Source organism: Pseudodesulfovibrio pelocollis (assembly GCF_030282845.1).
Lineage (GTDB): Bacteria > Desulfobacterota > Desulfovibrionia > Desulfovibrionales > Desulfovibrionaceae > Pseudodesulfovibrio > Pseudodesulfovibrio pelocollis.
The window spans coordinates 25726-38815 of the sequence record NZ_JASTWE010000008.1 but is presented as its reverse complement, the minus strand read 5'-3'; the positions used below and the strand labels follow the sequence as shown (position 1 = coordinate 38815).

General features: G+C 62.1%; 17 protein-coding genes. 7 read left to right on the top strand and 10 right to left on the bottom strand.

Annotation, left to right across the window (positions count from 1 at the left end; genetic code table 11):
• Window positions 1–21: 21 nt before the first annotated feature.
• From QQS14_RS04730 to QQS14_RS04710, 5 genes are all read left to right on the top strand, one after another.
• Window positions 22–402, top strand: a complete 381-nt coding sequence (locus QQS14_RS04730) for a chemotaxis response regulator CheY (protein WP_285905761.1) — start codon at window positions 22–24, stop codon at window positions 400–402.
• 31 nt (window positions 403–433) lie between these two features.
• A complete protein-coding gene (locus tag QQS14_RS04725) occupies window positions 434–1126 on the top strand; it encodes a flagellar basal body-associated FliL family protein (RefSeq protein ID WP_285905760.1) in 693 nt (230 codons plus the stop codon).
• 3 nt (window positions 1127–1129) lie between these two features.
• Window positions 1130–1462 (top strand): hypothetical protein, encoded by a 333-nt coding sequence (locus QQS14_RS04720; protein ID WP_285905759.1) that lies wholly within the window; start codon window positions 1130–1132, stop codon window positions 1460–1462.
• 57 nt (window positions 1463–1519) lie between these two features.
• Window positions 1520–1927, top strand: coding sequence for a hypothetical protein (locus tag QQS14_RS04715; protein WP_285905758.1), 408 nt, complete (start codon window positions 1520–1522; stop codon window positions 1925–1927).
• Window positions 1928–1995: 68 nt separating this feature from the next.
• Window positions 1996–2838 carry a hypothetical protein gene (locus QQS14_RS04710; protein WP_285905757.1) on the top strand — a complete coding sequence of 281 codons (843 nt, stop codon included), beginning with the start codon at window positions 1996–1998 and terminating at the stop codon, window positions 2836–2838.
• Between the two features lie 83 nt (window positions 2839–2921).
• Here the strand turns inward: QQS14_RS04710 and lpxC are convergent, their stop codons facing one another.
• The 10 genes from lpxC to QQS14_RS04660 form a co-directional block, all read right to left on the bottom strand.
• Window positions 2922–3842 (bottom strand): UDP-3-O-acyl-N-acetylglucosamine deacetylase, encoded by a 921-nt coding sequence (gene lpxC / locus QQS14_RS04705; RefSeq protein WP_285905756.1) that lies wholly within the window; start codon window positions 3840–3842, stop codon window positions 2922–2924.
• 102 nt (window positions 3843–3944) lie between these two features.
• Window positions 3945–4859: a peptide chain release factor N(5)-glutamine methyltransferase gene (prmC, locus tag QQS14_RS04700; RefSeq protein ID WP_345782784.1), complete on the bottom strand. Its 915-nt coding sequence runs from the start codon at window positions 4857–4859 to the stop codon at window positions 3945–3947.
• A gap of 23 nt (window positions 4860–4882) precedes the next feature.
• Window positions 4883–5950 carry a peptide chain release factor 1 gene (gene prfA, locus QQS14_RS04695; protein ID WP_285905754.1) on the bottom strand — a complete coding sequence of 356 codons (1068 nt, stop codon included), beginning with the start codon at window positions 5948–5950 and terminating at the stop codon, window positions 4883–4885.
• Window positions 5951–5952: 2 nt separating this feature from the next.
• Window positions 5953–6900 carry a DUF1385 domain-containing protein gene (locus QQS14_RS04690; protein ID WP_285905753.1) on the bottom strand — a complete coding sequence of 316 codons (948 nt, stop codon included), beginning with the start codon at window positions 6898–6900 and terminating at the stop codon, window positions 5953–5955.
• A gap of 168 nt (window positions 6901–7068) precedes the next feature.
• The gene (rpmE, locus tag QQS14_RS04685) at window positions 7069–7287 is read right to left on the bottom strand and encodes a 50S ribosomal protein L31 (protein WP_285905752.1); all 219 of its coding nucleotides are present in this window, start codon (window positions 7285–7287) and stop codon (window positions 7069–7071) included.
• A 178-nt stretch (window positions 7288–7465) separates the two neighbouring features.
• Complete coding sequence (locus QQS14_RS04680; protein WP_155932789.1) at window positions 7466–7783, bottom strand: TusE/DsrC/DsvC family sulfur relay protein; 318 nt, start codon at window positions 7781–7783, stop codon at window positions 7466–7468.
• Between the two features lie 208 nt (window positions 7784–7991).
• On the bottom strand, window positions 7992–9719 hold the full coding sequence (locus QQS14_RS04675; protein ID WP_285905751.1) for a YcaO-like family protein: 1728 nt from the start codon (window positions 9717–9719) through the stop codon (window positions 7992–7994).
• Window positions 9716–10435 (bottom strand): class I SAM-dependent methyltransferase, encoded by a 720-nt coding sequence (locus QQS14_RS04670; RefSeq protein ID WP_285905750.1) that lies wholly within the window; start codon window positions 10433–10435, stop codon window positions 9716–9718. Before QQS14_RS04670 ends, QQS14_RS04675 begins: the two co-directional genes overlap by 4 nt.
• A 39-nt stretch (window positions 10436–10474) precedes the next feature.
• A complete protein-coding gene (locus tag QQS14_RS04665; RefSeq protein WP_285905749.1) occupies window positions 10475–11173 on the bottom strand; it encodes a TIM44-like domain-containing protein in 699 nt (232 codons plus the stop codon).
• A gap of 97 nt (window positions 11174–11270) precedes the next feature.
• Window positions 11271–11669 (bottom strand): response regulator, encoded by a 399-nt coding sequence (locus tag QQS14_RS04660; protein WP_285905748.1) that lies wholly within the window; start codon window positions 11667–11669, stop codon window positions 11271–11273.
• 244 nt (window positions 11670–11913) lie between these two features.
• On the opposite strand from QQS14_RS04660, the gene QQS14_RS04655 reads away from it, so the two are divergent.
• The gene (locus QQS14_RS04655; RefSeq protein WP_285905747.1) at window positions 11914–12243 is read left to right on the top strand and encodes an SHOCT domain-containing protein; all 330 of its coding nucleotides are present in this window, start codon (window positions 11914–11916) and stop codon (window positions 12241–12243) included.
• Between the two features lie 2 nt (window positions 12244–12245).
• Window positions 12246–13007 (top strand): HD domain-containing protein, encoded by a 762-nt coding sequence (locus QQS14_RS04650; RefSeq protein WP_285905746.1) that lies wholly within the window; start codon window positions 12246–12248, stop codon window positions 13005–13007.
• Window positions 13008–13090: the final 83 nt, after the last annotated feature.

The following is a 13090-nucleotide window of genomic DNA, read 5'->3' as shown; positions in this document are numbered from 1 at the left end:
GCAGACGAAAGGAGCATCCCCATGGCCTACGACACCAACATGCGCATCCTCGTTGTCGATGACTTCTCCACCATGCGCAAGATCATAAAAAACATTCTGCGCCAGCTCGGCTTCACCAACATCGTCGAGGCCGACGACGGCTCCACCGCCTGGGAAGTGCTGAACAAGGACAACATCGACTTCATCGTCTCGGACTGGAACATGCCCATCATGTCGGGCATCGAGTTGCTGCGCAAGGTGCGCGGCAGCGAGGAATACTCCGACCTGCCCTTCCTGATGGTCACGGCCGAGGCGCAGCAGGAGAACATCATAGAGGCGGTGCAGGCCAAGGTGTCAAATTACATCGTCAAGCCGTTCACCCCCGAAACCCTGGGCCAGAAGATCGACAAAATCTTCAGTTAGCCTCCGGCTCTCGGCCTGATAGGCGAACATCATGGTCTTGCTTGTCCCGGATGACGCGGAAGACATAACCCAAGGGGTGCAGCCCAAAGCGCAGCTCGACAACAGCGAGGCCAACAAGGCGACGCAGAAGGTCGATCTCGACCTTGACGACGCGCCCTTTCTCGAAGACGAGGAGGAAGAGGAAGAGGCTCCCGTCGCCCACGAGGAGAGACCACTCTTCGAGCAGTCGGAACCCCGGCGGCAGTTCGATTTCGGAGCGCTCTTCAAGAACCGTCTTTTCCTGCTCGCCCTGGGTGTCATCCTGCTCCTGCTGGCGGTCATTCTCTACCTGCTGCTACGCGAACCCGCCGTTCCGGCGCTGCCTCCCCCGCCGCCGAGGCCAGCCGCCACCACCGCCCCCACCGAGGCGGCCGAGACACCGGAGATACTCATCCGGCTTGATCCTTTCCTCGTCGAACAACGCGACAAGGACAACGTCATCCGGTTCCTCGAAGTCCGCGTCATCGTCAGCACACAGGACGACGGCCTGGCACGGCAGTTCAAACAGGACACATACACCGTCCGAAACGCGATTTTCTACTACCTCAAGAATAAGGATCTGCAATTTCTGTCCGATAAGAAGAATAGCGACAAACTGAAACAGGAACTTCTTGCAATCATTAACCAATACATGGGGTTTGGACAGTTCGATACGATTCTCTTCGAACAATATCTTGTGAGGTGAGCCATGAGTTCGAGTCCGCTGGACCTTCCGGTCCTCATATCGCAGCTGCCTTATGTCGCGAAGATCGCCCATGCGGAAAAGGCCGGACCCGACATCAGAAAACAGCTCTTCGGCCCACTCATCCAGGAATACATCCGCAAAAACGAGAGCAAGGTCCAGCAGGTGGAGAAGAAGGAGGCCACGGCTCCCCTTGACCGCGACGGACACCAGCAGCAACAGGGACAGCAGCAGCTTGCCGAGCGCGAGGCCGGGGAGAAGGAGAGCGAGGACAAGGACGAGACCAAGCCGTCCAACACTTCGCCATGGACAGGCAACATCGTCAACGTCAAGATTTGACCGCTGCGGTCTGCCCCGCCCCGAAGCACCAAAACACGCGAACCAACGAGAAGCCCGATGTCCGACCTGCTCATCATCCTGCTCACCATCAGCGAAGTCGTGCTGCTTGGCGTGGTCATCATGTTCTTCCTGCGCCTGAGAAAATCCGAGGCCCTGCTCGCGGGCATCCAGCTCAAGCAGGAGGAGTTCATCAAGCGGCTCCAGTTCAACACCCAGCTTGAGAACGAGCTGGTGGCCACCTTCGAGCGGCGGCAGCACGAGTTGATCAGCCTGAACAACGAACTCGAGGGCCGCGTGGCCGAGCTGAAAAAGCTGGTCACCCAGGCGGACACCTACTGCAAATCCCCCCAGTTCATGCGCGAGATCATTCTCAAAGGACACCGGGCAGGCAGAACCTCCACCCAACTGGCCAAATCCACCGGCCTGAGCCTTGAAGACGTGGAACTGATCATCGATCAGGCCTGACGCCACGGCGACCAGCCCCGTGGCTGGCCGCACCAACGGTCACGGGCCGACGCCAGCCACCGGGAGACATGATGCGCGTACGCGGCAACGGTTCCGGACCCTTTGATTTCGGCGGCAACAACGAGCGCCGCTCAGCCCAGTTCCGCCAGGGAAGACGCCCCGGCCAGAAGGTGCGCGGCACTCTGGTCAAGTGGGTCTCCGAGGGCATGGCCTGGGTGCTCATCGACGGCCACCACCTCCTGGCCCAGCTCCAGACCCGCCCGTCCGAGGGCGCACAACTCCTCTTCCTCATCACCCGTCTTGAGCCGGATATCGTGCTCAAGGAGCTGTCCGGCGTTCCTGGCACCGGCAATCCGGTGGGGGACGGTCTGGCCGCGGCCAAGTCCTTCGAGGCCGCGCGCACCCTGTTTGAAAACAGACTCCGCCCGCACATCCCGGACCTCGCGGCCAAAGGCCCCCTGCACCGCCCGGCCCGGTTCATCACCCTGCTGGCCAAGGATTCCTCCCTGTTCGCAGCCTACACCGACGCCCTGGTCTGTGCCGGTCGCATCAATCTGCTGGCCGGTCCCACCAGCGGCATGGTTGCTTACCAACCATGGCTGGCCCCCCGCTCCAGGCGGCAGCTGACCTGCGCGCGCACAGTGGCCGCATCGGCAAACGAGCTGACCGAGATCATCGTGGAATGCGAGACCCGTGAACTCGGACTGGTCAGGGTCGAATTCCTCCACAAGGGGGCAAGCGTGGGATACCGGGTCAAGGTCCAGCGCCCGGCTGGCAGCGAATCCCTCAAGCGCCTGCTCCTGGACACGGTACCCGCATCCGCCGGAACAGAGGCGCAATGCCTGGGCGTGACCAAGCTCCCGGCCAATGAGCACGGTGGTCTGCTCGCGGCCCTGCTCTTCTCCGGCTGAACACACGAAAAACCCGCCCAGAAGGCGGGTTTTTCGTGATCGAAGATCAGGCTCCGGCACGAAGGCCAGGATGAGGCAACGGCTTAGGCCGTGGCGGCCACAGGCTCCAGGCGGCCGCCGCGAACGGGCTCGCGCGCACCTTCGGGCACGGGCAGGGTCACGGGCTCAAGATAGATGTCGCGGTTCTCGTCCAGGTGGCGCAGAAAGGCGTTGTTCATGGAGTGGCCCGAGGCGAACACCTCGAAGTGTCCGTGCAGGGGGGCGCCGAGCACGGCCATGTCGCCAATGAAATCAAGCAGTTTGTGACGCACGAACTCGTCCTTGAAGCGCAGCCCTTCGGCGTTGAGCACACCGTACTCGTCCAGCACCACGGCATTGTCCAGCGAACCGCCCAGGGCCAGCCCGTTGGCGTGGAGGTAGTCCACTTCCTTGAGGAAGCCAAAGGTCCGCGCCTTGGCGACCTCGGTGACGAAATTCTTGGGGGTGATTTCAAGCTCCAACTGCTGGGAGCCAATGAGGGGATGAACGAATTCTATGGTGTAATCGACACGGAAACCCTTGTGGGGCCGCGCCTTGATGTACTTGCCGTCCTTCTCGAACTCCACGGCCTTCTTGACGGCCAGGACGGTCCGGGGCTTGCCGAGCTTGCGTAGCCCGGCCTGCTTGAGCAGGTAGACAAAGGAGGCGGCGCTGCCGTCCATGATGGGCAGTTCCTTTCCCGTGACCTCGACAAGGATGTTGTCGATGCCCATGCCGCTGATGGCGGCGAGCAGATGCTCGACAGTGGCCACGGACTGGTGGCCGTCGCCAAGCACGGTGGCGAGGCCGGTTTCCACGACCAGGGACGGAGCGGGAGTCAGAAATGTGGAACCGGATTCGTTGCGCAGGGAGAAGAGGATGCCGGTGTCTTCCGTGGCCGGGCGGAGCACCATCTCCACCTGCTTGCCGCTGTGAAGGCCGATTCCCGTGCAGCGTACCGACTTGTGTATCGTTGTCTGAAGCATTGTCCCTCCGGTAAAATCAAAGCCCATGAAGCAAGAACAATGCCACGGCCGCAGACATGTTTAACGTATTGAAAATCATGAAATTATTCTTTGAGACACTTTCTAGAAAAGTGTGTCTTTCTCGCAACTATTTGTTTTTTTACCACAGGGGTCCGAGGCCATGTTGTTTTTTTGCGATTCTGCGCGGCGCAAAAAAACCACTCGATCATGCCCGGCCAGGTCCCTGATCACGGCGAAGTCCTTGAATCCCGGACAGTCGGACGATGTTATAATCTTCACGCCCTCGGCCTGGCCGCAGCCGATCTCAAGCAGCAGCACCCCGTCCGGCGCAAGGGCCGTGAGCGCTGTCGGCAGCAGACCACGGATGTGGTCAAGCCCGTCCGGGCCACTGACCAGCGCCCCTTTCGGCTCGAAGGCGGTCACCTCGCGGCTCGCCCGGGCGTATTCCCCCTCGGTCACATAGGGCGGGTTGGCGATGATGAGGTCGTAATTTCCACCCGGGATGGTCGCGGTGAAGTCGCCCTCGACAAAGGCGATGCGTCCCTCCACCCCGTGGGTGCGGGCGTTGCCCCGGGCCACTTCCAGGGCCGGAGCGCTCCGGTCCAGGGCCAGTCCCTGGGCGTTCGGATACAGGTGTGCCAGGGTGACGGCCAAAATGCCGGAACCCGTGCCCAGGTCGGCGAAGCGGATGGGCGAGTCAGCGGGAAAGGTCGCAAGCGCGGTCTCGATGAGATGCTCGGTTTCCGGCCTGGGGATGAGGACATCGGGCGTGACTGTGAAGTCGAGCCCGTAGAACTCGCGGCGGCCGAGCAGATAGGCCACCGGCTCACCCGCTGCGCGGCGGCCCGTCAGGGCACGGATGCGTTTGGCCTGGGCCGGGTCCACGAGTCTGTCGCGCTCAAGACTGAGAGCAAGGCGCCTGAGGCCGAGCGCCTCGGCCACCAGGAGCTGGGCGCTGAGCAGCGGCGAGTCCACGCCCGCAAGCCGGGCAGCGCACTCCCGGACTATGGCCTGCACGGTAAGCCCCATGGCGCTCGGGTCTAGTCGCCCTGACGCTTCAGGGCTTCGGCCTGAAAATGGTTGATGAGGGCGTCGGTCAGATCGTCGATCTCGCCTTCCATGATCTGCGGCAGCTTGTGCAGGGTCAGGTTGATGCGGTGGTCGGACACGCGCCCCTGCGGAAAGTTGTAGGTGCGGATGCGTTCGGACCTGTCGCCCGACCCCACCTGGCTGCGCCGGGCCGCGTCCTCCTCGGCCTTGGCCTTGTCCTGCTCCATCTGGAGCAGGCGAGAGCGCAGAACCTTCAAGGCCTTGGCCTTGTTCTTGTGCTGCGATTTCTCGTCCTGGCAAATGACCACCATGCCCGTGGGCACATGGGTGACGCGGATGGCCGAGTCCGTGGTGTTGACCGACTGGCCGCCGGGACCGGACGAGCGGAACACGTCCACGCGGACATCCTCGGGACGCAGATCGATATCCACCTCCTCCGCCTCGGGCATGATGGCCACGGTGACCACCGAGGTGTGGATGCGGCCCTGGGATTCCGTGGCCGGAACCCGCTGCACGCGGTGGGTGCCGGATTCATACTTGAGCTTGCTGTACACCTTGTCGCCCGAGATGCTGGCGATGACCTCCTTGAGGCCGCCCGAACCTGTGTAGTGGGAACTCAACTCCTCCACCTTCCACCGGTTCGCCTCGGCAAAACGGGTGTACATGCGGTACAGGTCGGCCACAAACAGGGCCGCCTCGTCGCCGCCCGTGCCCGCGCGGATTTCAAGGATGATGTTCTTCTCGTCCATGGGATCGCTCGGCAGCAGGAGGATCTTGATCTTCTCCTCCAGGGTCTCGAGGCGGTCCTCAAGCTCGCCGATCTCGGATTTGGCCATCTCGCGGATTTCCGGGTCGCTGTCGTGCGCCATCTCGCGGTTGTCGGCCAGATCACTGTTGCACCGCTTGTACTCGCGGTACAGGATGACCACATCTGCCAGATCGGCGTGGGCCTTGGAGACCTTCCTGTATCGCTCCTGGTCGTTGAATATGCCTGGCTGGGCCAGCTCATACTCCAGTTTTTCGTACTTGATTTCGATATCTTCAAGTTTGCCGAACATGATCAGCACTCCTCGGCGTTGACGGCGCACCGCAGGGCGGCGATGGCCACTTCTATCTGACTGTCGTCCGGTTCCTTGGTCGTCAGCAACTGCAGCATCATGCCGGGCCAGCACATCATCTTGCACAGGATGTTGCCACTGTATTTCCCGGCAAACTTGATCATCTCGTAGGCGACACAACTGACCGGAATCATGAGAAACAGCTTCATGACGACGATATACAAATGCTTGGCGACAAAATGCTCGGGCGAGTAGAAGAGCAAAAGATACGGCACCAGAACGGCATACAGGACGATGGACACCACCAGCACGAAGAGCAGGAACGCCGTGCCGCACCGGGGATGCAGCCTGCTGTGGAAGCGGGTGGAATCAGGAGAAAGCTCGCCGCCTTGCTCCCATGTCCAGATGACCTTGTGCTCGGCCCCGTGGTACTGGAAGACGCGGCGGATATCGGGAATGTATGAGATGGCCAAAATGTAGCCCACAAAGATGAGCATCTTGATGAAGCCGTCCCAGAGGTGGAAGCTCAGTGAATCCACGTCGCCCGCAAGACCCAGGTACTCCATGCCGACGGACAGGAAATGGGGCAGGACCACGAAGAGGCCAAGGGCAGCCCCCAAGGCCAGGACCATGGTCAGCACCAGATGCCAGGTGGTCAGCTCGCCCTCCTCGTCGTCATCGTCCGCAGCCTGCACTGCCGAATAATTGAGGGCCTTGATGCCGTTGACCATCGTCTCCATGAGCACGGGAAACCCGCGCAAAAAGGGCTTCTTGAGCCAAGGATGGCGAACCAGCGTGAACCAGGGCCTCACCTCGGTGGTGATGGTGCCGTCGGATTTGCGGATAGCGATGGCAAGGGTGTTCCTGGCGCGCATCATCACACCCTCGATCACCGCCTGCCCGCCAACGGCCTGAGGCGCGGCCAAGGCCAAAAGTCCCAGAATTTTCAATCAACTACCCTCCGTATTCGCTGTGGAGACGACGGCCCGCCTCGATGACCAGCCGTGATAGAATTAAGAATTCCCGGGCGTTTGTAAAGCGAACTCGGCAAAACAATATGCCTCCGCGGGAGCTATTCCCAACGAAGGCATATGGTGCGGCTTTCGCCGGAAAAGCAGCTAGTTGCCGGACGGGGCGAACTGCGCGTACTTCTTGCGGAAGCGGTCGATGCGCCCGGCGGTGTCAACGAAGCGCTGCTTGCCGGTGTAGAAAGGATGGCAGTTGGAGCAGATTTCCACCTCGACCTCCTGGGCCTTGGTGGTCATAAGCTCGGCCTCGTAGCCGCAATGGCAACGAAACTTGGCCATGTGCGTTGTGGGATGAATATCTTTCTTCATGACGATCTCCTGTCATATTTGGTGCGTGGAACTCGGGCTTATACTCGGGCCCATCCTGGTTGGCAAGCAAAAAAACGCACACCCAAGCGACTCGATACCAGACGACACACCAAGTGGCGGCGACACAAAAAGGGCGGGAGCTTGCGCTCCCGCCCAGTCATTCAAGCTCGGCTTGTGGTTAGACGCAGCCGGTGGGCTTGGGCAGACCAGCCATCTTACAGGCACCCTTGCCGGGGCCGGACGGGAACAGCTCGTAGATCTGCTTCAGCTTGAAGCCGGTCACCTTGGAGAGGATGCGGACCATCGGGGCAATGCCGTTCTTCTTGTAGTAGTCCTGAAGGAAGTCAATGACCTTCTGGTGATCCTCGGTGATCTCCTTGATGCCCTCGGACTCTTTCACGAAATCGACCCAGGCGGGGGTCCAGTCCTCGAACTTCTGAAGGAAACCGTCCTCATCAACCTCGAAAGTAGCGCCCTGAAATTCAACAACAGCCATTGTATCCTCCTAGTGGGATGTTTGTCTTGCTGTAGCCCCGGGACTTCCCGGAACAACCTTATCCGATTAAACAGCGATCCGCTGCTTGATACCGTGGTAATCCGCACTAAAACCGTGACGGGACATTACGTCCACAGGGCACAGCTTGTCAAGCACTCGACGAATTTCCCTCACTGCCTCTTCAGGCTCCGCCGAAACTCTCGCCCGGTCAGGACTGACAGAGCTCGTCGTAGTGAGACCGGGCATATTCCAGCCCAGGTTCCATTTTAAGCGCAGCACCGAGATAGTCAAGCGCTTCCTCGGTGTTACCCATGAATTTGTGGCACAGGCCGAGGTTGGCCAGGTCATGGGGCGACCCGCTATCAATGGTCAGGGCCGCCTCGAAATCCCTGGCCGCCACCTCGTAGCGGCCGCCCTTGAAATGGGCCACGCCGCGCAGGTTGAAGTATTCCCGGCATTCGACATCCAGAGCCAACGCCCGGTCCAGCGGAGCCAGGGTCTCTTCCCAGCGCTCCTGGCGAGACAGGGCGTACGCCTCATAAAAGGCGCACAGGGCGCGCTCCTCGTCGGCGGGCTGGAGCGGCCCGGCCAGGGCGAACTGCTCGGCGGCAAAACCGGGATCGTCCATGCGCAGGGCCAGCAGCGCCTTGAAAAACGGGATGAAATAGGCGTCGGGATAGATATCCTCCACCACCTCCAGCCCCTCGAATGCGTCGTCGAAATCCGCCTCCTCGGCCAGGATGCGGCCCACGAAGAGGCCGATGCTGCGATTGGGGGTGCGCTCGCGAAAATCGAAGCCAGGGACGAAATTGTAGTTGGTGGTCACCTGGATGGCCGGATGCATGGTGCTGACGCTGAAGAGCGGCGTCTTCCGCTCGGCCAGCCCCCTGGCCAGGGCCATCAGTTCAGCAAATATGTTCTCATCCTCGACGCCGGGCAAGGTGTCGAGGCCGACCATCGCTCCCTGGGCGAGCCACTGCGCCTGCTCTATCCGGGTGAATTTGGGCAGACCGGACGCCTCGTAGACGCGGCTGGTCTCGAAATCCCCGGCCAGCTGCGCCACCTCGGTGATGGCCCGGATGGCGGCCTTGGCCGGTGAGGCCGCCGTGCCCGCGGTGAACACGATCTCGCTCAAGGCGGGGAACGTTCTGGCATCCCAGGCCACGGCTCCCACCGTGGGCACCGGGTAGTCCATGCTGAAATCCTTGAGGATCAGGGTGACGCCGTTGTTCTCGAAGCACTCCACCAGCCGCTTGAGCACCGGGTCGTCCGAGGATTTCGGGTCAATGGTCGGCAGGGTCGGCCGGGCCCGGTCGATCAGGGCGCAGACATGCCGCTCCACCAGCTCGCAGCCGCCCTGGAAGATGGACTCCTCATAGGTGTTCCCGGCTGACGATCCATTGAATTCGTTGAGCTTCTTGAACCAGTCCAGGGGTACGTACCGATACTCGCCGCTGGCCACGTCAAGGGCCGGATGAAACCGCCAGCGGTTGAGGTCCATGAGCCGTCTCGCTTCGGCATCGGAAATGGTCTCGTTCACCGAGGCGGCCACCAGGGAGATGTCCATGACCTGCCCCGGCCACTTTTCTTCGGCCTCGGTCCAGGTCAGGCGGGTGAAATTCGCCTCGTCGGCCCAGAAATGAAAATAGGAATACCGCTCCACCAGCTCCATGAGGGCGGACGCCTCGGCCTGCTCGGGCGAGGCTCCCTTGCCCATCTGCTTGCGGGTGGGCATGACCCGCCGCGCCTCGGGACCGCAAACGCCGACAAAGACCGGTATGCCGAGCCTGCCGGTGTCCACCCGCTCGGTCCTGTCGAGCACGCCCTGGCAGGTTTCGGCCAGCCGCGCGGTCACGCGCCTGACGGTCTCGACTGGGGTGCAGGCCTTGTCCTGGTCCGAGGTGTATGCCTTTGGGCAATCCGCAAGCCGCATCACGCCGTTTTCCTCTTGAGTCTGTAAAGGTTGATGGTCCGATTCTCGCCGGTGTCCTTTTCGGTGTAGGCGGAGTCGGTCCGGGCCATGGCGTAGCGCTCGGCGGCCCTGGTGAAGAAACTGCGGGCCTGCCGCTTCTCGTCCATGGCAAGAAATATCTCTGCCTGCGCGCCTTCGGCCAGATGGCTGTCGAGAAAGGCGAGCAGTGGCTCGAAGACAGCTTCGTCGTAAAGCACCTCGCAGCACACGATACAGTCGTACCTCTCGCCGTTGTTCGGAACGGTGAAGTCCAGCCGGGTGACGGTGGCGTACGCTTCAAGCTTGTTCTTGAGCACATTGATACGGCTGAAAAGCAGCGCATCGGGATCAATGTCGCTGATGGTCACGGGCAGGCCGCGACTGGCCAGGGCCATGCTGTTGACGGCGCAGCCCGCCCCAAGCTCCAGAAAACGCCCCCCCCCGGAAAGCGGATAACGGGAAAGCATGTAGCCAAGAACCAGACACGACGGCCAGACCTTGGCCCACAAGGGCAGGCTCACGGACTGTCCCGACCGGGTCCTGTTGGCCAGGGTCTCAAGGTACTGCGGCATGTTCTTGACTTGCAGCACATCCAGCGAGATGTCCCCAAGGGCCACCTTGCGAAACTCCACCGGCCCGAATTTGCGCACCGCCAGTTCGATGAGCCGGTCCATGGGCTGATCGAGATCGTACTCCGTCACGGCAATACCATCCTTGCTGACCACGAGACCCGAAACGGGCTATTGATCCATCTTGTTGATCTTTTCAAGGGTCCACAGGCCGTTTTCCGCTCCCTCGGCCCTGGAGAATTCCCAGGCGGTGCGCAGCGTGTAGGGCTGCTCGCCAGAAACGCCCCGGCGCAGCTGGGCGTCGTAGAACACCGTGACCCAGGTCCGGCCGCCTTCGCTCTTGCGCTCCACCAGCCGGGCGTCCACCAGCATGACCTCGGTGCGGGCCAACGCCGCGTCCGCCGGGAGCGCGGCCAGGGTCTGCTCGTAGACATCTTCGGAGAGGAAGCCGCGCAACTCTTCCAGATCGCGGCCGCCCGACACCTGCTGGAAACGGGAGAAGAAAAGCTTGGCCCCCTCCAGGAATTCTGCGGCGTCGAAGCCGCCGGGCTCCGGACCGGGCCTGCCAGCCACGGGGGTGTTCTGGGCTGCGTCGCCCGAGCCAAGCATGCTCCACATCTGCCGGGCCGCCTCATGCCGATCCATGGGTTTGCCCGGAGGCCTGGGCGAATCGTCGCGCGTGGACTGGTCGTCGTCCCCGGAGCCTCGGCCCGGCCCTGACCCGCCACCCCCGCGCCGCCGGAAGGCGCGCACGAGGAAATAGGCGATCAAACCGAGAAAGAGAATGTTGAGGATGCTGCCGCCGCCGCCCTGAGGAGGCTCGGCTGCCAGCGCAGGGACGGCCCAAAGCAAGATAGCCAGGGCGGACATGACCGCTGCGCCAACCCTGATCGGGCGGAAAATCGTCAATGATGTGTCGTTATTTCTTGCTGTCATTGGTATGGGTCTATTCTGGCCGCGCGCCCGTCTACTCGATGAGTCCCAGGTCGCGCAGGATTGCGTGGAGAGATTCCACCTCGATGGGCTTTGGCAGATACGCCGCCGCGCCGCCCTTGTAGTAGGCCCTGACCACGGTCTTGGGGTCGTTGAGGGCCGTGACCATGATCACCTTGGTCTCGCCGGGGGGCAGGATTCCCGCCTCGTGCTCGATGGCGCGGATCTCCTTGAGGGCCTGGTGCCCGTCCATGTTGGGCATCATGATGTCCATGCAGACGAGGTCGTACCGCTCGCCGCGATCAAGGGCGCTGCGGAACATGTCCACACATTCAAGGCCGTCACGGGCCATGTCGCATTCCCCGAAATCGGCCAGCAGGGCCCACAGGAGTTTGCGGCTGGTGAACTCGTCCTCGACTATCAGAACACGCATCATTCCTCCGGCTGCGCCCGACCACAGGCATTGATTCAAGAATGCAGAGTGTCCTTATAGACATTAACCCCGGCAAGCACAAGCAACGAGTGAAAAACAGCGGACCACGGCCCAAATCCCTTGCAACCACGCCATTTGCCGGGTACTAAGAGCCCTGCGGCGGCCGACGCCGCCTCCCCGGGCATCGACCACTGCCCGGCAAACGTGCCCACCCGAGGATCGACGCCAACCCGGAGACCACTTCATGCGCATGCCAGATTTCCTGATCACCAAGTCGGGTTTCTTCGACTTCCTCGACCATCCCATGTGGCTGGCCTGGCCCTTCAACGCGGGCTACGGCGAACACATCCTTCCGGCCATAGCGCGCATGGGATTCATCATCATCATCTTCGCCGTGATCATCGTCTTCCTGCGCGTACTCTTCGGCCCCAAGGGCCGCTTCAGGGACCACGAGCTGGACCAAGAGGCCAGAGAGCAGACCGCTGCCGAGCGCGCCGATCTGGAAGAGCGCCTGACCCGGGGCGAAATCACCGAATTCGAATACAAGATCCTCATGAAGGGGCTCAAGGACTGAGTGTGCAGTTCGGACCTCATGTCGCGGTGCTGAGCCGCTTCGCCGAGTCCCACCTGACGGGCGGGCCTGACGACGCCCTCATCCGACTTAAGCTCGACCACTCCCTGCGCGTGCTCGACAATGCGGGGCGCATCCTTTCCGCCGAGGGCGTGAGCGGCCATATGGCCGACCTGACCCGGCTGGCCGCCCTGTACCACGACATGGGCCGTTTTCCCCAGTTCGCCATATACCACACCTTCAACGACCGCGACTCGGCCAACCACGCCCGCCTCGGTGTGCTGGCCCTGCGGGAGACCGAGCTGCCCCCGGGCCTGCCCGAGCGGGACTGGCGCGTGGTCCGCTTTGCCGTGGCCCAGCACAACGCCAAGGCCATCCGCCCCACCCTGCCACCCGGGCTGACCCTGCCGGTCACGGTGGTGCGCGACGCGGACAAGCTCGACATCTTCCGCATCCTCCTCGACCACTTCGAGGGCAACGGCGAACGCAGCGAGGCGGTCATCCACCGCCTTGAGGACGCGCCCGACCGATACTCGGACGAAATGTACCAGGCCATCCTCCAAGGCCGCATTGGCGACTACCGCCACATGCGCTACGCCAACGACTTCAAGCTGCTCCTGACCGGCTGGCTGCACGACCTGCGCTATCACTCCTCCCTGGCCCTGGCCCTGGAGCGGGACTACCCGGCCCGGCTCCTGGCCCAGCTCCCGGATGATACGCGCATCCGGCGGTTGCGCGAGGTTGTCCTCTCCCGCGTCCGCGCCTGAACCCGACCGGGCCGAAATTTTCCCCACCGCCTAGCCCTTCATGCCTTCGCCGACCGATTGTTTATGCCGGGGCTGTACATCCC